The organism is Pseudomonas sp. Marseille-P9899, from assembly GCF_903166565.1.
GTDB lineage: Bacteria > Pseudomonadota > Gammaproteobacteria > Pseudomonadales > Pseudomonadaceae > Aquipseudomonas > Aquipseudomonas huaxiensis.
Window position 1 is genome coordinate 742,501 of sequence record NZ_CAESCG010000003.1, and the last position, 23,987, is coordinate 766,487.

Consider the following 23,987-nt stretch of genomic DNA (forward strand, 5'->3'; position numbering starts at 1 on the left):
CTGAATGGGGGAACCCAGCCATCATAAGATGGTTATCTTACACTGAATACATAGGTGTAAGAGGCGAACCAGGGGAACTGAAACATCTAAGTACCCTGAGGAAAAGAAATCAACCGAGATTCCCTTAGTAGTGGCGAGCGAACGGGGACTAGCCCTTAAGTTGATTTGAGATTAGTGGAAGGCTCTGGAAAGTGCCGCCATAGTGGGTGATAGCCCCGTACACGAAAATCTCTTATCAATGAAATCGAGTAGGACGGAGCACGAGAAACTTTGTCTGAATATGGGGGGACCATCCTCCAAGGCTAAATACTACTGACTGACCGATAGTGAACCAGTACCGTGAGGGAAAGGCGAAAAGAACCCCGGAGAGGGGAGTGAAATAGATCCTGAAACCGTATGCGTACAAGCAGTGGGAGCCTACTTTGTTAGGTGACTGCGTACCTTTTGTATAATGGGTCAGCGACTTATATTCAGTGGCGAGCTTAACCGAATAGGGGAGGCGTAGCGAAAGCGAGTCTTAATAGGGCGTTTAGTCGCTGGGTATAGACCCGAAACCGGGCGATCTATCCATGGGCAGGTTGAAGGTTAGGTAACACTGACTGGAGGACCGAACCGACTACCGTTGAAAAGTTAGCGGATGACCTGTGGATCGGAGTGAAAGGCTAATCAAGCTCGGAGATAGCTGGTTCTCCTCGAAAGCTATTTAGGTAGCGCCTCATGTATCACTGTAGGGGGTAGAGCACTGTTTCGGCTAGGGGGTCATCCCGACTTACCAAACCGATGCAAACTCCGAATACCTACAAGTGCCGAGCATGGGAGACACACGGCGGGTGCTAACGTCCGTCGTGAAAAGGGAAACAACCCAGACCGTCAGCTAAGGTCCCAAAGTTATGGTTAAGTGGGAAACGATGTGGGAAGGCTTAGACAGCTAGGAGGTTGGCTTAGAAGCAGCCACCCTTTAAAGAAAGCGTAATAGCTCACTAGTCGAGTCGGCCTGCGCGGAAGATGTAACGGGGCTCAAACCATACACCGAAGCTACGGGTATCACTTAGGTGATGCGGTAGAGGAGCGTTCTGTAAGCCTGTGAAGGTGAGTTGAGAAGCTTGCTGGAGGTATCAGAAGTGCGAATGCTGACATGAGTAACGACAATGGGAGTGAAAAACTCCCACGCCGAAAGACCAAGGTTTCCTGCGCAACGTTAATCGACGCAGGGTTAGTCGGTCCCTAAGGCGAGGCTGAAAAGCGTAGTCGATGGAAAACAGGTTAATATTCCTGTACTTCTAGTTATTGCGATGGAGGGACGGAGAAGGCTAGGCCAGCTTGGCGTTGGTTGTCCAAGTTTAAGGTGGTAGGCTGAGATCTTAGGTAAATCCGGGATCTTAAGGCCGAGAGCTGATGACGAGCGCTCTTAGAGCGCGAAGTGGTTGATGCCATGCTTCCAAGAAAAGCTTCTAAGCTTCAGATAACTAGGAACCGTACCCCAAACCGACACAGGTGGTTGGGTAGAGAATACCAAGGCGCTTGAGAGAACTCGGGTGAAGGAACTAGGCAAAATGGCACCGTAACTTCGGGAGAAGGTGCGCCGGCGAGGGTCAAGGACTTGCTCCGTAAGCCCATGCCGGTCGAAGATACCAGGCCGCTGCGACTGTTTATTAAAAACACAGCACTCTGCAAACACGAAAGTGGACGTATAGGGTGTGACGCCTGCCCGGTGCCGGAAGGTTAATTGATGGGGTTAGCTAACGCGAAGCTCTTGATCGAAGCCCCGGTAAACGGCGGCCGTAACTATAACGGTCCTAAGGTAGCGAAATTCCTTGTCGGGTAAGTTCCGACCTGCACGAATGGCGTAACGATGGCGGCGCTGTCTCCACCCGAGACTCAGTGAAATTGAAATCGCTGTGAAGATGCAGTGTATCCGCGGCTAGACGGAAAGACCCCGTGAACCTTTACTATAGCTTTGCACTGGACTTTGAATTTGCTTGTGTAGGATAGGTGGGAGGCTTTGAAGCGTGGACGCCAGTTCGCGTGGAGCCATCCTTGAAATACCACCCTGGCAACTTTGAGGTTCTAACTCAGGTCCGTTATCCGGATCGAGGACAGTGTATGGTGGGTAGTTTGACTGGGGCGGTCTCCTCCTAAAGAGTAACGGAGGAGTACGAAGGTGCGCTCAGACCGGTCGGAAATCGGTCGTAGAGTATAAAGGCAAAAGCGCGCTTGACTGCGAGACAGACACGTCGAGCAGGTACGAAAGTAGGTCTTAGTGATCCGGTGGTTCTGTATGGAAGGGCCATCGCTCAACGGATAAAAGGTACTCCGGGGATAACAGGCTGATACCGCCCAAGAGTTCATATCGACGGCGGTGTTTGGCACCTCGATGTCGGCTCATCACATCCTGGGGCTGAAGCCGGTCCCAAGGGTATGGCTGTTCGCCATTTAAAGTGGTACGCGAGCTGGGTTTAGAACGTCGTGAGACAGTTCGGTCCCTATCTGCCGTGGACGTTTGAGATTTGAGAGGGGCTGCTCCTAGTACGAGAGGACCGGAGTGGACGAACCTCTGGTGTTCCGGTTGTCACGCCAGTGGCATTGCCGGGTAGCTATGTTCGGCAGAGATAACCGCTGAAAGCATCTAAGCGGGACACTTGCCTCAAGATGAGATCTCACTGGAGCCTTGAGCTCCCTGAAGGGCCGTCGAAGACTACGCCGTTGATAGGTTGGGTGTGTAAGCGCTGTGAGGCGTTGAGCTAACCAATACTAATTGCCCGTGAGGCTTGACCATATAACACCCAAGCAATTTGACTGCTTCTGGAGACAGGGCACCGAATTGTGGTGGTGAAGACGAAACGCTCGAAAATTCGTGAACCCACAAAACATCACATACCCGATTTGCGCGGACGTCGAAAGGCGGACGAGCACACAGAATTTCTTGACGACCATAGAGCATTGGAACCACCTGATCCCATCCCGAACTCAGCAGTGAAACGATGCATCGCCGATGGTAGTGTGGAGCTTCTCCATGTGAGAGTAGGTCATCGTCAAGATTAAATTCCGAAACCCCTATCTGCGTATGCAGGTAGGGGTTTTGTCTTTTCCGGCTTTTATCTCGGAACTGCAATTGAACACTTCAAGGAAGTCGCGGGGCTGAACCCCGCGGGCTGGCTTACACGAATGCCTGAGGTGCAACGCCTCGTGGCAGACGGCAGCGATCAGGACGGGCCGACAGGCGCACGCGCCAGTTGGCCTTGAAGCAGAACGGAGTGGCCTTCACTTGGCTCGCCTGACGCTGCTTGCGCAGTTCCGCCAGCGACGGTGCCTTTTTCACGGGGGCGGCTTCGACCTTGGTCAGTGAGCGCTGGCACGATTTGCAATCCACATCGGCTTCCACTGCAGTAGTGCTCAGGTTATTGCCAGCGCGGCCACAGGCGACCGCATCGCCGTTCGTTGAGTAATGCATTACCAAAACTGTAAATCTCCAATCGGGTGAACAAAAAGCCCGGCATTTTCGCACAGGACGACAGCCAGGTACCGCGTCCCGTCGGTCAGTACTTACCTTGTTGCAATTGCCATCAGCGACGGCCTACAGATAGAATTGATAGCAATTCTTAATTACATCCAGCCGTCGTAGGCCGGTGTTCAGTGGTCTCTATGTCGTCGACTGATCGCGCACCTCATCTGCATATCGAAAACCTTTACTGCGAACATCACGGATGGCTGCATGGCTGGCTCAGCCGCAAACTGGGCAATGCCAGCGATGCTGCGGACCTTGCCCACGACACCTTCATACGCCTGCTGACGCGCCAGAGCAGAACCTTTGGCTCTGAGCCCCGCGCACTGCTGACCCATATCGCCAAAGGCCTGGTGGTCGACCGCTGGAGGCGCCAGGAAGTCGAGCGCGCCTACCTGGAGTCCATCGCTTACCTGTCCGAGCTCGAAGTCCCGTCGCCGGAAACCCGTTGGCTGATCCTCGAAGCGCTGCATCGCATCGATGCCATGCTCCGCGAGATGCCCAGCCGCGTCCGCCAGACCTTCTTGCTCTCACAGATCGACGGCCTGACTTACAACGACATCGCCGAACAACTCGGCGTCTCGCTGATCACCGTCAAACGCGACATGCGCGACGCCTTCCTCGCTTGCCTGAGCGTGGCCTGATGAATTCGTCCATCGACCCGCTGATCCTCGGCGAAGCCGCTGACTGGCTGGTACAACTGCAGTCCGGCGTCGCTACCGAAGCCGATCATCACGCCATCCAGCTTTGGCGCGACCGCAGCCCGCAACACGCTCAGGCCTGGCAGCGGGCTGAAGCCCTGCTGGGCGATCTGCGCGCCGTACCTGGCAATGTGGCCAGCGACACCTTCCAGCGGCTGAACGACAGCAAGCGAATCGGCCGTCGTCAGGCGCTGCATCGCCTCGGCCTGTTCCTGTTAGCGGGCCCCGCCGTATGGATCGCATCCCGCGAGCTGCCCTGGCAGCAATGGAGCGCCGACCAGCGCACCGCCATCGGCGAACAGAGAAACCTGACCTTGCCCGATGGCACCCAACTGCTGATCAACACCGGCAGCGCCCTGAACATCGCCTTCAATGCCCAGGAACGGCGGATCAAACTGCTGGAAGGCGAGGTCCTGATCAGCACCGCCAAGGACCCGTCCCGCGCCTTTATGGTCGAGACCCGCCACGGCACCGCCCGCGCCCTGGGCACGCGTTTCAGCGTCCGGGTCGGCGAGCAGCTCAGCCATGTCGCGGTGAGCGAAGGGGCGGTAGAAATGTTGCCGCTTCATGCGCGCCAGGGCCTGATTCTCAAGGCCGGTGAGCAGAGTGCGTTCGGCCTTGACCGCACTGCCGCCGCCGAACCGTTGGACGCCGCTGCCCTGACTTGGGAGCACGGCATGCTGGTCGCCCGCAATATGCGCCTGAGCGATCTGCTCGCCGAACTTGGCCGTTATCGCCCCGGCGTACTGCGCTGTCATGAGAGGGTGGCCGGGCTCAGCGTCTCCGGCGCGTTCCCCTTGACGGACACCGACGCCAGCCTGCGTTTGCTGCAGGACACCCTGCCGATCCGCATCAGCAGCCTGACCCGTTACTGGGTCGCGATCGAACCGGCCTGAGCCACGAAAGAAAATCGTGCGCAGACTGATACCTTTTTCCCGCTCCTTCGGTGTGCAAGTGAACCCTCACTTTTCAGGCGCCGACAGGAGCTCCGAATGACGTCCAGGCCGTTGCAGTCCATCTCCCGAATCAGCCCACCACGTGTAGCCATGAAGGCCCTGAGCCTGGCTGTCGCTCTCGCGGCGTTGATGCCGGCGCACAGCGTGATGGCCGCTGATGCCATGCCGAACAGCGGTGCCCGTAGCTACAGCATCGCGCCCGGTCCGTTGGCTGACGTGCTGGCCCAGTTCGCGGCTATGTCCGGCGTGCCGCTGTCGTTCGACGCGAAGATGCTCAATGACCGCCGCAGCCCCGGCTTGCAAGGCAGCTATACCGCGCAGGCCGGCTTTGCGCTGCTGCTTCAGGGCAGCGGCTATACCCTGCAAAGCGCCGGCGGCAACGGCTACACACTGGCCCCGCTGTCCAGCGGCGATGTGCTGGAACTGGGCGCGACCAATGTCGATGCCGCCTCGAGCATGATCGGCGACACCTACGCCGGCGGCCAGGTGGCGCGCAGTGCGCGGCTTGGCGTGCTGGGCAACCGCTCGATCAACGATGTGCCCTTCAGCGTCACCAGTTATACCGCCAAGGCCATGGCCGACCAGCAGGCCCGCACCATCGGTGACGTGCTGCTCAACGACGCCTCGGTGCGCCAATCGGCGGGCTTCGGCAACTTCTCCCAGGTCTTCACCATTCGCGGGTTGCCGCTGCAGAGCGATGACATCGCCTTCAACGGTCTCTACGGCGTGCTGCCACGGCAGATCATCAATACCGAAGCGGTGGAGCGGGTCGAGTTGTTCAAGGGACCCAACGCCTTCCTCAACGGCGTTGCACCACAGGGCAGCGGCATTGGGGGCAGCGTCAATCTGGTGCCCAAGCGGGCTGATGACACCCCGACCCGCAGCGTCACCCTCGATTACACCAGCGACACCCAGGTTGGTGGCCACCTCGATCTGGGCCAGCGCTTCGGTGAAGACAACCGCTTTGGTGCGCGGATCAACCTGGCCCAGCGCGGCGGCGACACCGCCATTGACGACGAAAACAAACGCACCTCGCTGATCGCTGTTGGCCTCGACTACCGTGGTGAGCGCCTGCGCCTGTCGACTGACTTCGGCTACCAGAAACAGCGGATCAACAACGGTCGTTCGGTGGTCTACCCCAACGGCACCAAGGTCCCGGACGCCCCGTCGGCCAAGGACAACTACGCCCAGGACTGGAGCTGGTCGGAGCTGGAAGACACCTACGGCATGGTCAACGGCGAATACGACCTCAACGACAACTGGACCGCCTACGCCGGTATCGGTGCCAAGCACACCCGGGAGAATGGCGAGTATTCCTCGCTTTATGTCGGCAACGACGGCAGTGCGCGTACGGGCTTTCTCTATTCGCCCCATGATGAAGACAACAAGAGCGCGGTGGCCGGTCTCAATGGTCGCTTCAACACCGGTGCGGTCAGCCATCAGATGAACTTTGGCCTGTCTGGCATGTGGGGCGAGCAGCGGTCGTCGTTCGAGGCGATCCTGGCTGCAAATCGCCAGCCCGGTAACCTCTACAACCCGATCCAGATTCCCCGCCCGACCAACACCTACTTCGGCAGTGATATCCATGACCCACGCATCGTCGGGAAAAATCGCATCAAAAGTATCGCCCTGTCCGACACCCTTGGCTTTATCGATGACCGTGTGCTGCTGACCCTCGGTGTACGTCGCCAAACCATCGAGGTTGACGCTTGGGCGACCAGCAGCGGTGCGCGCAACGCCAACTATGAAGAGTCCATCACCACGCCGGTCTATGGGGTCGTGATCAAGCCCTGGGAGCATGTGTCGTTCTACGCCAACCGCATTGAAGGACTGGCCCAAGGCCCGACGGCGCCATCTACAGTCAGCAACCGCGACGAGGTGTTCCCGCCCAAACGCAGCAAACAAACCGAAGCCGGCGTGAAGCTCGACTGGGATAGTTACGGTGCCACCTTCGGCGTGTACCGCATCGAACAACCGAACAATGCCACGACGAATAACGTATTCAGCGTCGATGGTGAGCAAATCAACCAGGGTGTCGAGCTGAACCTGTTCGGCGAACCGGTGGATGGCTTTCGGGTGTTGGCCGGTGCGACCTGGATGGACACCGAACAGAAGAAAACCTCCAACGGCGCCACCGACGGCAACCGTGCTGCGGGCGTGCCGCGCTTCCAGTTCAACGTCGGCGCTGACTGGGATGTGCCGGGCATTGAAGGGGCGGCGGTCAGTGGTCGCCTGTTGCGTACCGGCGGCGAATACGTCAACGCGGCCAACACCCTGAGCATCCCGGCGTGGACCCGCGTCGACCTCGGCGCACGCTATGGCTTCAAGGCGGACGACAAGTACATCACCCTGCGCGCCAATGTCGAGAACGTGGCGAACAAGGCGTATTGGGCTTCGGCGTCGACAGCCAACAATTACCTGACCCAGGGTGAGCCACGGACGCTGAAATTGTCTGCAACAGTCGATTTCTGACCATGCCCACGGCTACTCCAGGCCTCTCTTGGTAATGATCTGTGAACCTTTCATCCCCCCGGGGCTATGGAGCAGTCCCGGCGCCTCTGCTTTACTTTCTCCCCGCAACCACCACCGCCCGTCGACGATTCGTCATACGGAATGGAACTTAATGATCGATGGACATTTCCTTCGTGTCGCCAAGAAGGAAATAGCTATCGATTCAATAAAATTCATAAATTTGTTTCATCGGTGGCGCCGTTTTAGTCTTGCTCTATCGTCGGTCGCTACACAGAGGGCCGGTCTGCTGAGGAAAAAGGAGAAAGCAGCATGTCGAACCAAGGTAAATGCCCGTTCCACAATACAGCCGGTGGTGGCACCAGCAATCGCGACTGGTGGCCCAACCAACTGCGTGTAGAGCTGCTTAGCCAGCATTCGGACCGTTCGAACCCGCTCGGGGAGAACTTCAACTATCGCGAAGAATTCAAAAAGATCGACTACTCCGCGCTCAAGGCCGACCTCAAGGCGCTGCTGACCGATTCCCAGGACTGGTGGCCGGCCGACTGGGGCAGCTACGGCGGCTTGTTCATCCGTATGGCCTGGCACAGCGCCGGTACCTACCGCACAGTGGATGGCCGTGGTGGTGCGGGCCGTGGCCAGCAGCGCTTCGCGCCGCTGAACTCGTGGCCCGACAACGTCAGCCTGGACAAGGCGCGCCGCCTGCTGTGGCCGATCAAGCAAAAGTACGGACAGAAAATTTCCTGGGCTGACCTGATGATCCTGGCCGGCAACGTGGCGCTGGAGTCCTCGGGCTTCCGCACCTTTGGTTTCGGCGCGGGCCGCGAGGACGTGTGGGAACCGGACCTGGACGTCAACTGGGGCGACGAGAAAGCCTGGCTGACTCACCGCGACCCGGAAACCCTGGCCAAGAACCCGCTGTCGGCCACTGAAATGGGCCTCATCTACGTCAACCCCGAAGGCCCCAACGCCAGCGGTGATCCTGCTTCGGCCGCCGCCGCGATCCGCGCCACCTTCGGCAACATGGCGATGGACGATGAGGAAATCGTCGCGTTGATCGCCGGTGGTCACACCCTCGGCAAGACCCACGGTGCCAGCGCCGCCACCCACGTTGGTGTCGACCCGGAAGCCGGCGGCATCGAGGCCCAAGGCCTGGGTTGGGCCAGCACCTATGAAAGCGGTGTCGGCGCCCACGCCATCACCTCCGGCCTGGAAGTGATCTGGTCGCAGACCCCGACCCAGTGGAGCAACAACTTCTTCGAGAACCTGTTCAAGTTCGAATGGGTGCAGACGCGCAGCCCGGCAGGTGCCATTCAGTTCGAAGCGGTGGACGCGCCGGAGATCATGCCCGACCCGTTCGACCCGTCGAAAAAACGCAAGCCGACCATGTTGGTGACCGACCTGACCTTGCGTTTCGACCCTGGCTTCGAAGCGATCTCGCGGCGCTTCCTCAATGATCCGCAAGCGTTCAGCAATGCCTTCGCCCGCGCCTGGTTCAAGCTGACCCACCGCGACATGGGCCCGAAAGCCCGCTACCTCGGCCCGGAAGTGCCGAACGAAGACCTGATCTGGCAAGACCCGCTGCCGGCAGCGTTGTATCACCCGAGCGCGGACGACATCGCCGACATCAAGGCGCGTATCGCCGAATCGGGTCTGTCGGTCAGCGAACTGGTCTCGGTGGCCTGGGCTTCGGCCTCGACCTTCCGTGGCGGCGACAAGCGCGGTGGCGCCAACGGCGCACGGCTGGCGCTGGCACCGCAGAAGGACTGGGCGGTCAACGCACTCGCGGTCGGCACCCTGGACCGTCTGAAAGCGGTGCAGCAGGCGGCCAACAAGGCTTCGCTGGCGGACGTGATCGTGCTGGCCGGTGTGGTGGGTGTTGAACAGGCGGCCAAGGCGGCGGGTGTGAACGTGCATGTGCCGTTCGCTGCGGGTCGCGTCGATGCGCGTCAGGATCAGGTGGACGTGGAGTCCTTCGAATACCTGGAGCCACTGGCTGATGGTTTCCGTAACTACCGCAACACCGACAGCCCGGCCAGCACCGAGTCGTTGCTGATCGACCGCGCACAGTTGCTGACCCTGACCGCGCCGGAACTGACCGCACTGGTCGGTGGCCTCCGGGTTCTGGGCGCCAACTACGATGGCAGCCAGCACGGCGTCTTCACCCAGCGCGTCGGCGAGTTGAGCAATGACTTCTTCGTCAACCTGCTGGACATGAGCACTCAGTGGAAAGCCGTGGGCGACTCCACCGAGCTGTTTGAAGGTCGCGACCGCAAGACCGGCGAAGTGAAATATACCGCCACCCGCAACGACCTGGTGTTCGGTTCCAACGCCATCCTGCGGGCCTACGCCGAGGTGTATGCCAGCAGCGACGCCAAGGAGAAGTTCGTCAAAGACTTCGTCGCCGCCTGGACCAAGGTGATGAACCTGGACCGTTTCGACCTCGCCTGAGGCAGAGCGGCGCCTGTCGCAAGGCAGGTGATCTGTTGACGTGATGAAGGCCCGGTGAAGTTCTGCTTCACCGGGCTTTTTTTGCATTCGCTTCGGCTACAATGCCGCCCCCTCGACCCCTTCACATCCAGGTTTCCATGTCCGGCAACGCTCTCTATACCGACCTGTCGGGCTACTACGACCTGATGTGCGCCAGCATCGATTACCGCGGGCAAAGCCATTGCGCCCACCGCCTGCAGCAGCTCTTCGGCAACGGCGGCAAACGCCACCTGGACCTCGCCTGCGGCACCGGTCCTCATGTGCGCCACTTCATCGATGCCGGTTACCAGAGCGCCGGGCTCGACATCAACCAGCCGATGCTGGATCTAGCCGCGCTACGTTGCCCTGAAGCGCAATTCTCCCTCGGTGACATGTGCGGTTTCAGTGTCGCCGAGCCGGTGGACCTGATCACCTGTTTTCTCTACTCCGTCCACTACAGCGGCGGTATCGAACGGCTCAAAGCCTGCATCGCCAGCGTGCATGCGGCACTGGCGGCGGGGGGCGTGTTCTGCTTCAACGCCGTGGACAAGCAGCGGATCGATAACGGTTCGTTCGTCTCCCACACCGACACTCTCGACGAGGCCCGGTTCGCGTTTCGTTCAGCCTGGCATTACGAAGGGGAGGGCGAGCGGCAGTCGCTGAGGTTGAGCATCGAGCGGACGCTGGCAGAGGAAACCCAGGTTTGGCATGACGAACACCCGATGGTGGCGGTGAGCTTCGACGAACTGCAGGCGCTGTTGGCGCCGTACTTCGAGGTGCATGTGCTGGAGCATGATTACGAGAAGCTGGTGCCGTGGGATCAGGCCTCGGGGAACGCATTGTTTGCTTGCGTGAAGAGCTGAGGCGAGGGCGGATCACAGACACCGCCACCCCCTGATCAAGCAGCCGACGGCATCGTATCCCGCATCCTCGCCACTAGCTCCAGCAGAATCGCTTTGACCGCCTGCGCCGGCACCGACAACGGCAGGTGTCCAGACAGGCACAACGTCAGCGGCGCTTCGATCGCCGGTTCGACGATCCGGCTCAGGTGCACGCCGCTCTGCGCACCCACGGCCAGCGCGGCTGACTCCGGCAGGATGGTGGCGGCAAAGCGTTCGACCACGGCGCTGCGCAGGGTGGTGGCCGATTCGACCTCGGCAATCACGTTCGGGGTCAGTTCCAGGCGGGCGAAGGCATCGTCTACCAGGCGCCGGACGATGTTGTATTGCCGCGGCAACAGCAGGTCCATCTCGGCGACCCGTGTCAGCGGAATCTGACCGCGTCCGGCCAGCTTGTCGTCGGCACTGACCAGGTAGAGCTGCTCGCGCAGCAGCGGGATAAAGCTCAGGCCATGGATTTCGCGGCCCCCATACAGCACGGCCATGTCCATGCGTCCGCTCATGATCAGTTCGCTGAGGGTTACGCCGTAGTTTTCATTGAGGTAGAGGGTGATACCGGGGTGCAGTTCGCGCACCCGCTTGAGCAGTGGCACCGCCAGGCTCGACGCCGCCGTGCCGGGGGCCAGCCCCACCGAGACGTTGCCGGTCAGTGCGTCGCTGCTGGACGTCACGTCGCTCAGGGCCTGTTCGCACTGACGCAGAATCAATTGGGCGTGGGCGTACAACACCTTGCCCGCTTCGGTGGGAGTGACGCCGCGCTTGGTGCGGATCAGCAACTGCTGCTGCATTTCCGCCTCCAGCGTGACCAGTTGCTGGCTCAGGGCCGGCTGGGCGATATGCAGCACATCGGCGGCTTGGGTCATGCTGCCGATATCGACAATCTTCACGAAGTATTTAAGGCGGCGCAGGTTCATCGGCGGGTACTCGGTAGAACGGTGGTGCCGAAGGTTTTGCAAGCAGCGCGCCAGCTCGTCGTGCGGTCATAAGAAACGCCTATGAGCGGCTTTTGGGCGTTGAAAACCATGCGGCTGCGGCACTGAAACAGGTGCTTTGCCGAGGAAGTGCTCGTTAATGGTGCGCGGGTCATAAGCCGACCTTATTCGTCCAGAGCGAAGTCCTCTTTTTCACTCGCACACGGCGCTCGTACCGTGACACTCAGATTTCCTTGAGCCTGTGAGTGTGCAGATGATCGCCGAACCCGCCGCATTGAGCTTTCGCCAGGCCCTGCTGGCCATGCTGGGCATTTCCCTGGTGCTGATGCTCTCGGCGCTGGACCAGACGGTGATCGGCAATGCGCTGCCGAGTATCGTTGCCCAGTTGCACGGCTTCGACCTGTACGCCTGGGTTGCCACCGGCTACCTGCTGGCCTCCATCGTCACCATCCCGATCTTCGGTCGCCTCGGCGACTATTACGGACGCAAGCCCTTCGTGCTGGTGGCCACCGTGATCTTCATGCTCGCCTCGCTGATCTGCGCGCTGGCCGCGAGCATGCCGTGGCTGGTGGCCGGGCGGGTGTTGCAGGGCTTCGGCGGCGGCATGCTGGTGGGCACTGCCTTCGCCTGCGTGCCGGAGCTGTTTCCCGATACCCGCCAGCGCCTGCGCTGGCAACTGCTGCTGAGTGCGATGTTCAGCGTGGTCAATGCCATCGGCCCCGGCCTCGGTGGCTATCTCACCGGCCAGTTCGGCTGGCGCTCGGTGTTCTGGCTCAACCTGCCGCTGGGGTTGGCAGCGCTGTTCTTCGCCTGGCGCTACCTGCCGTGGTATCGGCCGAGGCTGCACGCGCCGGTGCGTCTGGACTGGCTCGGCGGATTGCTGATCGTGCTGGCCCTGGGCGGGCTGCAACTGTTCGTCGAGGGGCTGGGGCGCAGCAGCGCCGGAGTGAGCCTGGCGCTAGGCGTGCTGGCGCTGCTGGCCTTGCTGGGCCTGGTCTGGCAGGAGCGGCGCTGCGCGTCGCCGCTGGTGCCGGGTGCGTTGTTCGCACAGCGCAGCATGCGCCTGCTGTTCGGCCTCGCGCTGCTGGCGGGCGGAGTGATGTTTACCCTGCTGTTCTATCTGCCGTTGCTGTTGCAGGGGGGCTTCGGTTATTCGCCGGAGAAGGCCGGCATGCTGATCACCCCGCTGGCCTTGAGCATCACCCTTGGCGCGATGGTCAACAGCCGCTTGATGACCCGCCTGGCCAATCCCAACTGGCTGCCTCTGGCCGGTTTTACCACCCTGTGCTGTGCCTGTGCCGGGCTGGCCGCCACGGGGCAGGACACCCGCTTCGCAGAGATGACCGGATTGATCCTGCTGGCGGGCCTGGGCCTGGGCTTCGTCATGCTCAACCTCAGCGTATTCACCCAGACCCTCGCCGAGCGCCAGCACCTAGGCATCGCCACCGCCTTGCAGCAGTCGCTGCGACTGGTCGGCGGGTTGCTGGGCACGGCGGTGATGGGGTCGCTGGTCAACCTGTTGTACGCCCGGCACATCCGTCTGGCGCTGGACGCTGCTGGCCAATCTGCCGCCTTCGAGCGTCTGCGCGATCCGCAGGTGCTGATGAGTGGCGCTGCGGACTTGCCCGCCGACTGGTTGCTGCTGGCCCGCACCGCGCTGGCCCAGGCCATTGCCAGTGGCTTGCTGCTTTGTGCCCTGGCTGCGCTGCTGGCGGTGTGGCTGACCTGGCGCTTGCCGCAGGTCGACCTGCATACCCGGCGCTGAACCCTTCATCCCCCGTGACAGGAATCCCTCCATGAACCAACCCCTGGCTGCCGTGCGACCGCTTGCGGCCTACATCGCCGAACCCGCGGCGCGGGTCTCGCTGATCGGCGCCCGCGCCTACCTGCTCGAAGCGCCGGGCGACCTGACCCTGGAAGCGCAGCGGCGGATCTGGGCACTTTCCCAGGCATTGCTGTCCCGTGCGGAGGTGGAAGCCACCGTCCCGGGCATGACCAACCTGCTGGTGCTGTTCCGCCAGATCCCGGCCGAGCCGCAACCTGTCATCGAACAACTGCAACAGCTCTGGCGCGCCGCCGATCCGCTGGACCGCGTTGGCCGCGTCCATGAAATCCCGGTGCACTACGGCGGCGAACACGCCATCGACCTGGCGGCGCTGTGCGACCACTCCGGACTCAGCGATCACGAGGTGGTGCGCCGTCATCACCAGTCGCGCTACAGCGTGTTCGCCGTGGCCAGCGCACCCGGCTTCGGCTACCTCGGTGGTCTCGACCCGGCGATCCATATGCCGCGCAAAAAGATTCCGTCGCTGCACATGCTCAAGGGCATGGTCACCATTGGCGGCATGCAGTCGGGCATCGCTGTGCTCGACGGCCCCAATGGCTGGAACGCCATCGGCTTCGCCGATACGCCGATGTTCGATGCCCAGGCTGCGCAACCCACCTTGCTCGCCCCCGGCGATACCGTCTGTTTCCTGCCCGAGAGGATCGAACTGTGATCGAAATCATCGCCACTGGCCCGCAGAACACCGTCCAGGACCTCGGCCGTCCGGGCCATCGCCATGTCGGCGTGGCCAGTGCCGGCGCCATGGACAACCTGGCCCTGCGCACCGGCAACTTGATGTTGAACAACGCCGCCGACGCGGCGGCGCTGGAGGTGCAGACCTTTCCACTGACCGTGCGTTTTGCCGCGGACGGGGTGATCGCCCTGACGGGCGCCGATGGCCGTGCCACTCTCGACGGCCGCGAGTTGCTGCCCTGGTGGGCATTGCCGGTGAAGGCCGGGCAGCAGCTGGAAATACGCTATCCACGGCAGGGGGCGAGAGTCTATCTGTGTGTCGCGGGGGGCATCGATGTGCCGCAGGTGATGGGCTCGCGCAGCACCGCGCTGCGGGGCGGCTTCGGTGGGTTGGACGGGCGCCCGTTGCAGGCCGGCGACAACCTGGCGGTGGGCGTGGCGGCGGCCTTGTCGATTGGCCCGGGCGGTTACGGCGTGCAGCCACCGGGCGTGGCCATGGCCGAGGCATTTCCGTTGCCAGCCGATGGCAGTTTGCCGCTGCGGGCGATTGCGGCGGGCGAGGCGGACTGGTTCGGCAACGACCTGCCGCGCTTCTGGGCGCAGTCCTGGAAGATCTCGCCACAGAGCAACCGCACCGGGTATCGCCTCTCCGGTGAGCCGATCCAGCCCGAGCACCGCAGCGAGATGCGCTCCTACGGCCTGGTGCCCGGGGTGGTACAGGTGCCGCCAGGTGGCGAGCCGATCGTGCAACTGAGCGACGCCAATACGGCCGGTGGTTATCCCAAGGTGGCGGGGGTGATCGAGGCGGATCTGTGGCGCCTGGGCCAGGCGGCAATTGGCAGCCGTATTCGCTTTGTCGAAGTGACACCGCGAGAGGCGATTGCTGCTGAAGTGGCGGTCGAGGGGTATCTGGCCGGGGTTCGGCGCTTGGTGGAAAGGCGCTTGTAGAGTGCCTTCGCGGCTCTTGCTGTTCAGGTACGTGCACTGGAAATGAAAGGGGCCGCTTTGCGGCCCCTTTCATTTTTCGGCGATTCAGCGCAGTCCGGCACAGAACTCGGCGATCCGCGCGCAACCCTGTTCCAGCATTTCCACGCTGGTGGCATACGACAGGCGGAAGAACGGGCTCAGGCCATACGCCGCCCCCTGCACGGTGGCAACGTGGTGTTCTTCCATCAGCGCCATGCAGAAGTCGGTGTCGTTGCCGATCCTGCGGCCCTTGGCGCTGGTGCGGCCAATGAACTCGCCGATGTTCGGGAACAGGTAAAACGCTCCTTCCGGCTTGTGGCAGGTCAGGCCTGCGACACCGGCCAGCCGCTCGAGGACGAAGTCGCGGCGCTGCTGGTAGATCGCCGCGCGTTCTGCCAGTAGATCCTGCGGGCCGTTGAGCACCGCCGTGGCGGCGGCCTGGGTGAGGGTGCAAACGCCACCGCTGTTCTGCGTATTGACGTTGCTCACGGCCTTGATCAACGCCTTCGGACCGGCGCAGTAGCCCATGCGCCAGCCGGTCATGGCATAGGCCTTGGACACGCCGTTGACGGTCAGTACGCGGTCGTACAGGCGCGGCTCGACCTCGGCGATGGTGCAGAACTCGAAGCCGTCGTAGATCAGGTGCTCGTACATGTCGTCGGTCATGATCCACACGTCAGGGTGTTGCAGCATCACCTCGGCGATGGCTGCCATTTCCTGGCGCGAGCAGGCCGAACCGGTGGGGTTGCTCGGGTAGTTGAGCAGCAGCCATTTGGTCTTCGGGGTGATGGCGGCGTCCAGGTCCTCGGCCTTGAGCTTGAACTGGTTGTCCTGGCTGCAGGGCACGGCTACCGGCACGCCGCCGGCGAACTTGACGATATCGGCGTAGCTGATCCAGGCGGGCGTCGGGATCACCACTTCGTCACCGGGGTTCAGGGTGGCGAGCATGGCGTTGAAGATCACCTGCTTGCCGCCGCCAGCCACAAGGATCTGCGAAGGTTCGTAGTCGAGGTTGTTGTCGCGTTTGAACTTGCCCTGGATCGCCTGCTTCAGCGCCGGGGTACCTTCGATGGGCGGGTACTTGGTGTCGCCGGCCAGGGCCGCGGCGTGGGCCGCCTCGATGGCGTGGGGCGGGGTGGGGAAGTCCGGCTCGCCCGAGGACAGGCTGATCACCTGGATGCCCTGGGCAGTGAGTTCGCGGGCTTTCTGGGTCATCGCGACCGAGGCGGAGACGGAAACGTTGTTCAGGCGTTCGGCAATACTGGGCATGGCTGTGGCTTCGCGGTGGGGGAACACTGCGCCCAGCTTAAAAGTGCGTTGCGGGCCTGCCCAAATAGCCCTTTGCTGTGGAGTCATAAGGGAATCGGATGGATCGCCGGGCAGGCAAAAAAAAGCCCGACCGATGCGCGGCCGGGCAGTGGAGCAAGAAGGGGACGGGTTATTCCAGGGCTTCGAACTTCATCTCGGCAAGTTTCTGCACGCGCTCTTCGCGCACCAGGTTGTACTCGGTCTGCGGGCCAATCCATTTGTTCCAGATCTGATCGATCTCGCCGGCCGCGTCCATGGCGTAGAGGGCCTGGTTGACCTTGTCCAGCAGCACCGGCTGCTCAAGCTTCATGCCGACGCTGATGGGCTCCAGCGCCATCGGCTCGGCGGTGATGCCCAGCTCGACGCCACCGGCCTTGGCCTGGCTGACCAGCTTCTTCGCCGACATGGTGTTGGTGACCACGCCCAGGACCTTGTTCTGCTGCACGGCGAGGTAGGCCGAGCCCGTGTCCTGGAAGGTCACCGGCGTGGCTTTGGCCATGCGGATCGATTGCTCGGAAGTCGATCCTTTGGTGGCGCTGATGCGCTTGCCTTCGAAGTACGCCTTGGGCTTGTCGGCCAGCGGGGCCTTCACCACCAGCACTTCCTTGGCCACGTAGTAGGGATCGGAGAACTGGATCTGCTGGCCACGGCTCTTGGTGTAGGCGAGGTTGGCCACCACCACATCGACGCGGCCCATCTTCACCTCGGCGATACGCGCTTCGCCCGACAGCGGCTTGAGCTCCAGCTTCACGCCGAGGTGCTTGGCCAGGGCGGCGCAGAGGTCGACATCCATGCCTTCGAGCTGGCGGGTGGACGGGCTGGGTGAGGAGAACGGCGGTACGTCGGAGTAGACGCCACAGCCGAGGGTCTGCTTCGACTGGATATCGGCCCATTGGTCAGCGTGGGCGCTGGCGGCGATCAGGGGCAGCAGCATCAGGGCCAGGCGGGCGTGCTTTTTGTGCATTGCGGTGATCCTCGAAGAATGAGACGGAAGTGGGCAGTCATGCAAAAAAGAGAGAGGTTCAGTGGGCGCGCAGGTCGCTGATGAAGCGCTGCGCCCGCGGGTGTTCGGGGCGGCTGAAGAACTGCTCGGGCGTGGCCCGCTCGAGGATTTCCCCGGCATCCATGAACCAGATGGTGTCGGCGACTTCACGGGCGAAGTTCATCTCGTGGGTCACGCACATCATGGTCATGCCGTCGCGGGCCAGGCCGCGCATAACTTGCAGCACCTCGCCGACCATTTCCGGGTCGAGGGCGCTGGTGGGCTCGTCGAACAGCATCACCGGCGGCTCCATGGCCAGGGCCCGGGCGATCGCTACCCGCTGTTGCTGGCCGCCGGACAACTGGCCGGGGTAGGCCCCTGCCTTGTGCGCCATGCCGACCCGCTCCAGCAGTTCCATCGCCTGTTTCTTCGCCGCGCCCGGGCGCAGGCCGCGCAGCTTGGTCGGCGCGAGGACGATGTTGTCCAGTACCGACATGTGCGGGAACAGGTTGAAGCTCTGGAACACGAAGCCGATGCGCGAACGCAGGCGGTTGAGGTTGGCGTCGGTGCCGTGGATGTCGTGGCCCTCGAACAGGATCTGTCCGCCCTGGATGGCCTCCAGGCGGTTGACCGTGCGGATCAGGGTGGACTTGCCCGAGCCCGAAGGCCCACAGACCACCACCACTTCACCTTGGCGGATCTCGGCGTTGATGGTGGTCAGGGCGCGGTACTCGCCGTACCACTTGTCGACATTGGCAAACATGATCATCGGGTTCATGGCGGTCATCTCGAAGCTTCGGAAGTGGGAAGGGCAGCACCGCCGGTGGCCGCTTGCGGCTGGCCACGGTCACCCTGGCGCTTGCGCTCGATGCGCCGCTCCACGGCGGTGGCCAGACGGGTCAGGCCGTAGCACAGCAGGTAGTAGGTGACGGCGAGGATGGCGTAGACCTGGAATGGCTGGGTCAGCAATTGGTTGTTGACCTGGTTGGCGGCGAAGGTCATCTCCTGCACGTTGATCATGTAGCCCAGGGTGGTTTCCTTGATGATCGAGACGAACTGGCTGATCAGGCTCGGCAGGGCATTGAACAGCGCCTGCGGCAGGATCACCCAGCCGAACGCGCGGAAGTAGCCCAGGCCCAGGGCCCGCGCCGCTTCCAGCTGGCCGGGTGGCAGGCCCTGGATGCCGGCGCGGACGATCTCCGAGAGGTACGCGCTCTGGTAGATCACCAGGGTGCAGAGCATGGTGGTGAAGCCGCTGATATTGCGGCCGATCAGCAGCGGCACCAGGAAGTAGGTCCAGAAGATCACCATGATCAGCGGCACGCCGCGCAGCACGTAGACCCACACCGTGGCCGGCCAGCGCACCCAGGCGAACGGCGAGATGCGCGCCATCACCACCAGCAGCGACAGCGGGAAGGCAATCAGCAGCGCCAGCGCCGACAGCACCAGGGTGTTGACCAGGCCGCCCAGCGGTCCGTGCGGGTACTGACCGAGGAGGAACAGCTCCCAGTTGTCGCGGACAATCACGAATACGTCGAACATGGCCGCTTACCTCGCCCGGGCTTGATTGAAGTGACGGGCCAGCAGCGCGCCAGCCCCCATCAGCAGCAGCGAGACCGCCAGGTAGCCGAGGGTCGCCACCAGGTAGCATTCGAAGGTGCGGAAGGTGTAGTTCTCCAGCTCGCGGGTGACGTAGGTCAGCTCGACCACGCCAATGGCCATTGCCAGGCTGGTGTTCTTGAACAGCAGCACGGTGTGGTTGATCAGCGAGGGCAGGGCGTTGCGTACTCCCTGCGGCAGGATCACGTAGCGCATCGAGCGTATGTAGCCCAGGCCCAGGGCGCGGGACGCCTCGGTCTGCCCGGCGGGAATGGCGCGCAGGCCGGCGCGCAGGTCTTCGGAGAAGTACGCCGCCTGGCACAGGCCCAGGGCGATCACGGCGAAGATGAACTCGGTACTGAAGTTGGCCAGCCACAGTTGCAGGTTCTCCGGCAGCAGGGTCGGCACGCCGAAGTACCAGAGCATCAGTTGCACCAGGGTCGGCACGTTGCGGTGGTAGGACACGTAGCCGGCCACCAGGTGTTCGGCCAGCGGCTTGCTGGTCAGGCGGATCACCACCAGCAGCAGCGCCAGGACCATGGCCAGGCTCCAGGCGTAGAGCATCAACTGCGCGGTCAGGCCGGCGCCGCGCAGCAACAGATCGGCGTATTCGCCGGTCAGGATCGGCCCCAGATCGAAATCTTTGAACATGGGTATCACCCTGTCGGGTCAAGGGCAGCGGTCGTTCGCAACCGGGTGGGGGGGCGGCTGGGTCATGGCCCGCCGCTCTTGTCCGGCGATGGGGTCAGTCGGCTTGCGGGCGGGTGGTCTGCAAGCCGCCGGGGACCTGCAGGGTCGGGGTGATTTCCATATGCCCGACATTCATCGACACCGGCGCGGCGATGGCAAAGGCGATGGCCTCGGCGATATCCGCCGCTACCGGCAGCTCGAAGCCGTCGATGAACTTGGCGCGGATCTCGGCGCCGTTGCCGTGTACATGCTCGAAGATATCCGTAGCGACCCGCCCCGGGCAGATCTCGGTGACCCGCACGCGCTTGCCGAACACGTCGATGCGCAGGTTGCGCGAGAGCATGCTCACCGCCGCCTTGGTGGCGTGGTAGGTGCTGTTGCCGCCGAAGTTGTAGGCGCCGGCGATGGAACTGATGTTGATCACGTGGCCACGGTCGCGCTCGACCATCCCCGGCACCAGCAGGCGGGTCAGGTGCAGCACGGCGCGCAGGTTGACGTCGATCAGCGCATCGATGCCTTCGGCGGGGGCATTGAGGATCGAGCCCGGACGGTCGACGCCGGCGTTGTTGACCAGGATGTCGATGTCCAGGCCTTCGACGATGCGGGTGACTTCGGCGAGGTCGGCGACATCCACGGCGTGGACGATGCAGCCGGTACGTTGGGCCAGTTCAGCGAGCTTGTCGGCGCTGCGGGCCAGGGCATGGACGGTGATGCCTTCGCGGGTCAGGCGCTCGACGGTGGCGGCGCCGATGCCGGAGGAAGCGCCGGTGACCAGCGCGGTTTTGTAATCGGAAAATGGCATGTGTCCGTACCTCATCGTGTGACGCCCCCTTGTAGCAGGTGGGCGTTTTATTGACTCTAAGGCCCTGCTCAACGGTCGACAAAGACGGTTTGGCTGTCGGGCGATAAGCGTTTCTTATTGCTTGGTTTCAGCCGACCAGTTGCGACAGCGGCACGATCTGTCCGCCGCCGTTCTCGATTTCGCGGCGGATCGCCCGGGCCAGTTCCAGGGCGTTGGCGTTGTCGCCATGGAGCAGGATCGAGCAGGCCGGTACCTTGATGACTTCGCCGGTGTAGCAGGTCACGGTACCGCTATCGAGAAACTGCCGGACCCGCTCGCGAACCCGTGCCGGGTCCTTGATCACCGAGTCCGGCAGTGCCCGTGGCACCAGCAGCCCGTGCTGGTCATAGGCGCGGTCGGCGAGGAAGGTGGTGGCGATGCGCAAACCGTGCCGGTCTGCCGCGCGTTCCATGGCCTGGCTGGTGGAGGAACTGACGATCAGCGTCGGGTCGAAAGCCTTGACCGTCGCCAGCAGCGCGTCGGCCAGTTCGGCGTCCGCTGCCACCCGGTTGCCCAGGGCGCCGTGGAAGCTCATGTGGGTTAGCCGGTGGCCGTTGACCTGGGCCGTGGCGGCCAGGGCGCCGAGCTGGTAGACGACATAGGTTTGCAGCTCCCGTGTATCCACCTGCATGGGCCGCCGGCCGAAACCGAGCAGGTCGGGAAAGCCCACATGCCCGCCCAGATCGATGCCCCTGGCCAGGGCCAGGCGTGCGGTGGTGTCCATGATCAGCGGGTCGCCGGCATGGAAGCCGCAGGCGACGTTGGCCGAGGAAATGATCTCCATCAGGGCCTCGTCCTCGCCCATTTTCCAGGGACCGAAGCCTTCGCCCAGGTCCGCGTTCAGGTCGATGCGCATGGCGTCATGCTCCCGTTCCAGTCAATGCCAATAAAGGTTTTCCGTAATCCACCAATTGCCCGTCGGCTACCAGGTAGTCGCCGGCGATGCCGTCCTGTTGCGCGCTGACGGGCAGCAGCAGGTCGCCCACGGCCAGCACGCCGATCACATCGCCGCTACGGATCGCCTGTCCGGGGCTCGCCTGTGGCGTGTCGCGGGCCGGATGGCGGGAGTGAAAATGCCCGCAGCCCATGGAGGTGACGCTGGTACTGGCGACTACCACCGCGGCTTCGGCTGGCGCTACCGCCACCGGGGCAGGCGTGCCAGGGCTGCGTTGCAGGCGGACTTCGAAGTCCGTGGTCTTGAATTCGATCCGGGCCAGCCCGGCATCGGTCATCCAGCCGATCAACTGGCGGAGTTTTTCGATACGCATGTTCAGTTCCCTGACTGACGGTCGTTGAGCCAGTGCTCGAGGTGGTGGATGTCCACGGCGCCGGCGATGAAGGCCGGGTCCTGGAGAATTTCCCGGTGCAGCGGCAGGTTGCTGGCAATGCCCTCGACGCGAAACTGTGCAAGGGCCGTGCGCATTCTTGCCATCGCCTGTTCACGGGTGGCGCCATGGGTGATCAGCTTGGCGATCATCGAGTCGTAATAGGGCGGCACGCGGTAGCCCGTGGTGACGTGGGTGTCGACCCGCACGCCGATGCCGCCGGGCAGATCCCAGCGGGTCACGGTGCCGGGCGTGGGGATGAAGGTGCGCGGGTCTTCGGCGTTGATCCGGCATTCCAGCGAGTGGCCGCAGGTGACGATCTGCTCCTGGCGCAGGTCGAGGGGTTCGCCGCGGGCCACGCGCAATTGCTGTTCGACGATGTCGATGCCGGTGGTCATCTCGGTGACCGGATGTTCGACCTGCAACCGGGTGTTCATTTCGATGAAGTAGAACTCGCCGTCCTCGTAGAGGAACTCGAAGGTGCCCACGCCCTGGTAGCCGATATGGCGACAGGCTTCGACGCAGCGCTCGCCTACCGTCGTCAGCTCATCGGCATCGATGCCCGGCGCCGGTGCCTCTTCCAGAACCTTCTGGTGGCGGCGTTGCAGCGAGCAGTCGCGGCTGCCCAGCCAGACACCATTGCCGTGGCGGTCGCAGAGCACCTGGATTTCCACGTGGCGTGGGTGGCCAAGGAACTTCTCCATGTACAGCTCCGGGTTGCCGAAGGCGCGGCGGGCTTCCTCGCGGGTGACGCTGACGGCCTGGCCAAGCGCCTCCTCGTCGTGCACCACGCGCATGCCGCGACCACCGCCGCCGCCGGCGGCCTTGATGATCACCGGATAGCCGATTTCGGCGGCGATGCTGCGAATCTGCTCCGGGTCGGCCGGCAGCGCGCCGTCCGGGCCCGGCACACAGGGTACGCCGGCTTCGCGCATGGCGCGCTTGGCGGCGACCTTGTCGCCCATGCGGCGGATGCAGTCGCCGTCGGGGCCGATGAAGGTCAGGCCGGCGGCGCTCACCGCGTCGCTGAAGGCGGCGTTTTCCGACAGAAAGCCATAACCCGGATGCACCGCCCCGGCGCCCGAGGCGCGGGCGGCCTGGAGCAAGGCATCGGCATCGAGGTAGCTCTGGCCAGGTGCGGCCGGGCCGATGCACAGCGCCAAATCGGCGTGTTCGAGGTAGGCGGCGCCGGCGTCGCCCTGGGAATACACCATCACCGTCTCCAGCCCCAACTGGTGACAGGCGCGCTGGATGCGCAGGGCGATTTCGCCGCGGTTGGCGATCAGAACGCGATTGAACATGAACTCAGTCTCCGATGCGCACGAGAGGCTGGCCGGATTCGACCTCGCTGCCGGCTTCGGCCAACAGTGCCTCGACGACCCCGGCGCACGGCGCCTGGACCTGATGGAACATCTTCATCGCCTCGACGATGCACAGCACCGCACCGGCCTCGACCCGCTGGCCGACCGTGACGAAAGCCGGTTCGCCAGGGGAGGGGGTCAGGTGGAGGATGCCGTAGAGCGGCGAAGGAATATCGCGGCTGGCGGCAGCAGCCGGCGCGGGCGCCTCGGCTTCGACGATGGTTGCGGGCATCGGGACTGCTTGTGCAGCGGATGCAGTGACAGGTGCGGTCTGGGACGCCGTGGCCTGGCGCGACAGGGTCAGGGTGCTGCCCCCTTCGCTCAGGCTGAGCTCGCTCAGGTCGCTGGCCTGAATCAGGTCGATCAGGGATTTGATGCGGGTTTGTTCCATTCGCAGGGCCTCTCGCGGCAGGGCGTCGATTGCGTCTGGCCGAACTGTAAAGGCGCGCTGTCCGGCGGCGCCAAGAGG

At 62.9% G+C, this 23,987-nt stretch carries 20 protein-coding genes and 2 rRNA genes (1 of these 22 running past the window's edge); 10 read left to right on the forward strand and 12 right to left on the reverse strand.

All coding sequences use genetic code 11. The annotated features are described in order from the left end of the window. A 23S ribosomal RNA gene (locus HWV67_RS19110) occupies positions 1 to 2,776 on the forward strand; it begins 114 nt to the left of the window's first position. 146 nt (positions 2,777 to 2,922) lie between these two features. Beyond that, a 5S ribosomal RNA gene (rrf, locus tag HWV67_RS19115) occupies positions 2,923 to 3,038 on the forward strand. A 119-nt stretch (positions 3,039 to 3,157) separates the two neighbouring features. On the opposite strand, the gene HWV67_RS19120 is transcribed toward rrf, so the two are convergent. Beyond that, complete coding sequence (locus tag HWV67_RS19120; protein ID WP_175652362.1) at positions 3,158 to 3,451, reverse strand: hypothetical protein; 294 nt, start codon at positions 3,449 to 3,451, stop codon at positions 3,158 to 3,160. 191 nt (positions 3,452 to 3,642) lie between these two features. Between HWV67_RS19120 and HWV67_RS19125 the strand changes: the two genes are divergently transcribed. From HWV67_RS19125 to HWV67_RS19145, 5 genes are all read left to right on the forward strand, one after another. After that, positions 3,643 to 4,146, forward strand: coding sequence for a sigma-70 family RNA polymerase sigma factor (locus HWV67_RS19125; RefSeq protein WP_175652363.1), 504 nt, complete (start codon positions 3,643 to 3,645; stop codon positions 4,144 to 4,146). After that, positions 4,146 to 5,099 carry a FecR domain-containing protein gene (locus tag HWV67_RS19130; protein WP_175652365.1) on the forward strand — a complete coding sequence of 318 codons (954 nt, stop codon included), beginning with the start codon at positions 4,146 to 4,148 and terminating at the stop codon, positions 5,097 to 5,099. The genes HWV67_RS19125 and HWV67_RS19130 overlap by 1 nt, the downstream gene beginning before the upstream one ends. Before the next feature lie 96 nt (positions 5,100 to 5,195). Then, positions 5,196 to 7,631, forward strand: a complete 2,436-nt coding sequence (locus tag HWV67_RS19135; protein WP_175652366.1) for a TonB-dependent receptor — start codon at positions 5,196 to 5,198, stop codon at positions 7,629 to 7,631. Between the two features lie 309 nt (positions 7,632 to 7,940). Then, positions 7,941 to 10,079, forward strand: coding sequence for a catalase/peroxidase HPI (gene katG / locus HWV67_RS19140; RefSeq protein ID WP_175652367.1), 2,139 nt, complete (start codon positions 7,941 to 7,943; stop codon positions 10,077 to 10,079). A gap of 137 nt (positions 10,080 to 10,216) precedes the next feature. Then, on the forward strand, positions 10,217 to 10,960 hold the full coding sequence (locus HWV67_RS19145) for a class I SAM-dependent DNA methyltransferase (RefSeq protein ID WP_175652368.1): 744 nt from the start codon (positions 10,217 to 10,219) through the stop codon (positions 10,958 to 10,960). Positions 10,961 to 10,995: 35 nt separating this feature from the next. Here HWV67_RS19145 and nac read toward each other — a convergent pair whose 3' ends face one another. Next, complete coding sequence (gene nac, locus HWV67_RS19150; RefSeq protein ID WP_175652479.1) at positions 10,996 to 11,910, reverse strand: nitrogen assimilation transcriptional regulator NAC; 915 nt, start codon at positions 11,908 to 11,910, stop codon at positions 10,996 to 10,998. Positions 11,911 to 12,181: 271 nt separating this feature from the next. On the opposite strand from nac, the gene HWV67_RS19155 reads away from it, so the two are divergent. Genes HWV67_RS19155 through HWV67_RS19165 form a run of 3 tightly spaced genes read left to right on the forward strand, consistent with a single transcriptional unit; the run spans position 12,182 to position 15,394 of the window. Beyond that, entirely contained in the window at positions 12,182 to 13,693 is a 1,512-nt protein-coding gene (locus HWV67_RS19155) for an MFS transporter (protein ID WP_175652369.1), read from the forward strand. A 31-nt stretch (positions 13,694 to 13,724) separates the two neighbouring features. Next, positions 13,725 to 14,426: a 5-oxoprolinase subunit PxpB gene (pxpB, locus tag HWV67_RS19160; protein ID WP_175652370.1), complete on the forward strand. Its 702-nt coding sequence runs from the start codon at positions 13,725 to 13,727 to the stop codon at positions 14,424 to 14,426. After that, positions 14,423 to 15,394 (forward strand): biotin-dependent carboxyltransferase family protein, encoded by a 972-nt coding sequence (locus HWV67_RS19165; protein ID WP_175652371.1) that lies wholly within the window; start codon positions 14,423 to 14,425, stop codon positions 15,392 to 15,394. Before pxpB ends, HWV67_RS19165 begins: the two co-directional genes overlap by 4 nt. 84 nt (positions 15,395 to 15,478) lie before the next feature. Here the strand turns inward: HWV67_RS19165 and HWV67_RS19170 are convergent, their stop codons facing one another. The 10 genes from HWV67_RS19170 to accB form a co-directional block, all read right to left on the reverse strand. Further along, positions 15,479 to 16,681 (reverse strand): pyridoxal phosphate-dependent aminotransferase, encoded by a 1,203-nt coding sequence (locus HWV67_RS19170; protein WP_175652372.1) that lies wholly within the window; start codon positions 16,679 to 16,681, stop codon positions 15,479 to 15,481. 169 nt (positions 16,682 to 16,850) lie between these two features. Beyond that, positions 16,851 to 17,684: a transporter substrate-binding domain-containing protein gene (locus HWV67_RS19175; RefSeq protein WP_175652373.1), complete on the reverse strand. Its 834-nt coding sequence runs from the start codon at positions 17,682 to 17,684 to the stop codon at positions 16,851 to 16,853. 58 nt (positions 17,685 to 17,742) lie between these two features. After that, complete coding sequence (locus HWV67_RS19180) at positions 17,743 to 18,471, reverse strand: amino acid ABC transporter ATP-binding protein (RefSeq protein WP_175652480.1); 729 nt, start codon at positions 18,469 to 18,471, stop codon at positions 17,743 to 17,745. A 14-nt stretch (positions 18,472 to 18,485) separates the two neighbouring features. Further along, positions 18,486 to 19,244: an amino acid ABC transporter permease gene (locus tag HWV67_RS19185; RefSeq protein WP_175652374.1), complete on the reverse strand. Its 759-nt coding sequence runs from the start codon at positions 19,242 to 19,244 to the stop codon at positions 18,486 to 18,488. A 6-nt stretch (positions 19,245 to 19,250) separates the two neighbouring features. Further along, positions 19,251 to 19,952, reverse strand: coding sequence for an amino acid ABC transporter permease (locus HWV67_RS19190; RefSeq protein WP_175652375.1), 702 nt, complete (start codon positions 19,950 to 19,952; stop codon positions 19,251 to 19,253). 94 nt (positions 19,953 to 20,046) lie between these two features. Beyond that, positions 20,047 to 20,793: an SDR family oxidoreductase gene (locus tag HWV67_RS19195; RefSeq protein WP_175652376.1), complete on the reverse strand. Its 747-nt coding sequence runs from the start codon at positions 20,791 to 20,793 to the stop codon at positions 20,047 to 20,049. A gap of 127 nt (positions 20,794 to 20,920) precedes the next feature. Then, on the reverse strand, positions 20,921 to 21,688 hold the full coding sequence (locus HWV67_RS19200; RefSeq protein WP_175652377.1) for a LamB/YcsF family protein: 768 nt from the start codon (positions 21,686 to 21,688) through the stop codon (positions 20,921 to 20,923). Between the two features lie 4 nt (positions 21,689 to 21,692). Beyond that, on the reverse strand, positions 21,693 to 22,100 hold the full coding sequence (locus HWV67_RS19205) for an acetyl-CoA carboxylase biotin carboxyl carrier protein (RefSeq protein ID WP_175652378.1): 408 nt from the start codon (positions 22,098 to 22,100) through the stop codon (positions 21,693 to 21,695). A 2-nt stretch (positions 22,101 to 22,102) separates the two neighbouring features. Further along, positions 22,103 to 23,458 carry an acetyl-CoA carboxylase biotin carboxylase subunit gene (gene accC / locus HWV67_RS19210; RefSeq protein ID WP_175652379.1) on the reverse strand — a complete coding sequence of 452 codons (1,356 nt, stop codon included), beginning with the start codon at positions 23,456 to 23,458 and terminating at the stop codon, positions 22,103 to 22,105. Between the two features lie 4 nt (positions 23,459 to 23,462). After that, positions 23,463 to 23,909 (reverse strand): acetyl-CoA carboxylase biotin carboxyl carrier protein, encoded by a 447-nt coding sequence (accB, locus tag HWV67_RS31930; protein WP_175652380.1) that lies wholly within the window; start codon positions 23,907 to 23,909, stop codon positions 23,463 to 23,465. Positions 23,910 to 23,987 lie beyond the last annotated feature (78 nt).

Excerpts from the sequence above, each read along its gene's own strand:
- HWV67_RS19120 (WP_175652362.1), bottom strand. The coding sequence starts at position 3,451 with ATGCATTACTCAACGAACGGCGATGCGGTCGCCTGTGGCCGCGCTGGC.
- HWV67_RS19125 (WP_175652363.1), top strand. The coding sequence starts at position 3,643 with ATGTCGTCGACTGATCGCGCACCTCATCTGCATATCGAAAACCTTTAC.
- HWV67_RS19130 (WP_175652365.1), top strand. The coding sequence starts at position 4,146 with ATGAATTCGTCCATCGACCCGCTGATCCTCGGCGAAGCCGCTGACTGG.
- HWV67_RS19135 (WP_175652366.1), top strand. The coding sequence starts at position 5,196 with ATGACGTCCAGGCCGTTGCAGTCCATCTCCCGAATCAGCCCACCACGT.
- katG (WP_175652367.1), top strand. The coding sequence starts at position 7,941 with ATGTCGAACCAAGGTAAATGCCCGTTCCACAATACAGCCGGTGGTGGC.
- HWV67_RS19145 (WP_175652368.1), top strand. The coding sequence starts at position 10,217 with ATGTCCGGCAACGCTCTCTATACCGACCTGTCGGGCTACTACGACCTG.
- nac (WP_175652479.1), bottom strand. The coding sequence starts at position 11,910 with ATGAACCTGCGCCGCCTTAAATACTTCGTGAAGATTGTCGATATCGGC.
- HWV67_RS19155 (WP_175652369.1), top strand. The coding sequence starts at position 12,182 with ATGATCGCCGAACCCGCCGCATTGAGCTTTCGCCAGGCCCTGCTGGCC.
- pxpB (WP_175652370.1), top strand. The coding sequence starts at position 13,725 with ATGAACCAACCCCTGGCTGCCGTGCGACCGCTTGCGGCCTACATCGCC.
- HWV67_RS19170 (WP_175652372.1), bottom strand. The coding sequence starts at position 16,681 with ATGCCCAGTATTGCCGAACGCCTGAACAACGTTTCCGTCTCCGCCTCG.
- HWV67_RS19175 (WP_175652373.1), bottom strand. The coding sequence starts at position 17,684 with ATGCACAAAAAGCACGCCCGCCTGGCCCTGATGCTGCTGCCCCTGATC.
- HWV67_RS19180 (WP_175652480.1), bottom strand. The coding sequence starts at position 18,471 with ATGATCATGTTTGCCAATGTCGACAAGTGGTACGGCGAGTACCGCGCC.
- HWV67_RS19185 (WP_175652374.1), bottom strand. The coding sequence starts at position 19,244 with ATGTTCGACGTATTCGTGATTGTCCGCGACAACTGGGAGCTGTTCCTC.
- HWV67_RS19190 (WP_175652375.1), bottom strand. The coding sequence starts at position 19,952 with ATGTTCAAAGATTTCGATCTGGGGCCGATCCTGACCGGCGAATACGCC.
- HWV67_RS19195 (WP_175652376.1), bottom strand. The coding sequence starts at position 20,793 with ATGCCATTTTCCGATTACAAAACCGCGCTGGTCACCGGCGCTTCCTCC.
- HWV67_RS19200 (WP_175652377.1), bottom strand. The coding sequence starts at position 21,688 with ATGCGCATCGACCTGAACGCGGACCTGGGCGAAGGCTTCGGTCCCTGG.
- HWV67_RS19205 (WP_175652378.1), bottom strand. The coding sequence starts at position 22,100 with ATGCGTATCGAAAAACTCCGCCAGTTGATCGGCTGGATGACCGATGCC.
- accC (WP_175652379.1), bottom strand. The coding sequence starts at position 23,458 with ATGTTCAATCGCGTTCTGATCGCCAACCGCGGCGAAATCGCCCTGCGC.
- accB (WP_175652380.1), bottom strand. The coding sequence starts at position 23,909 with ATGGAACAAACCCGCATCAAATCCCTGATCGACCTGATTCAGGCCAGC.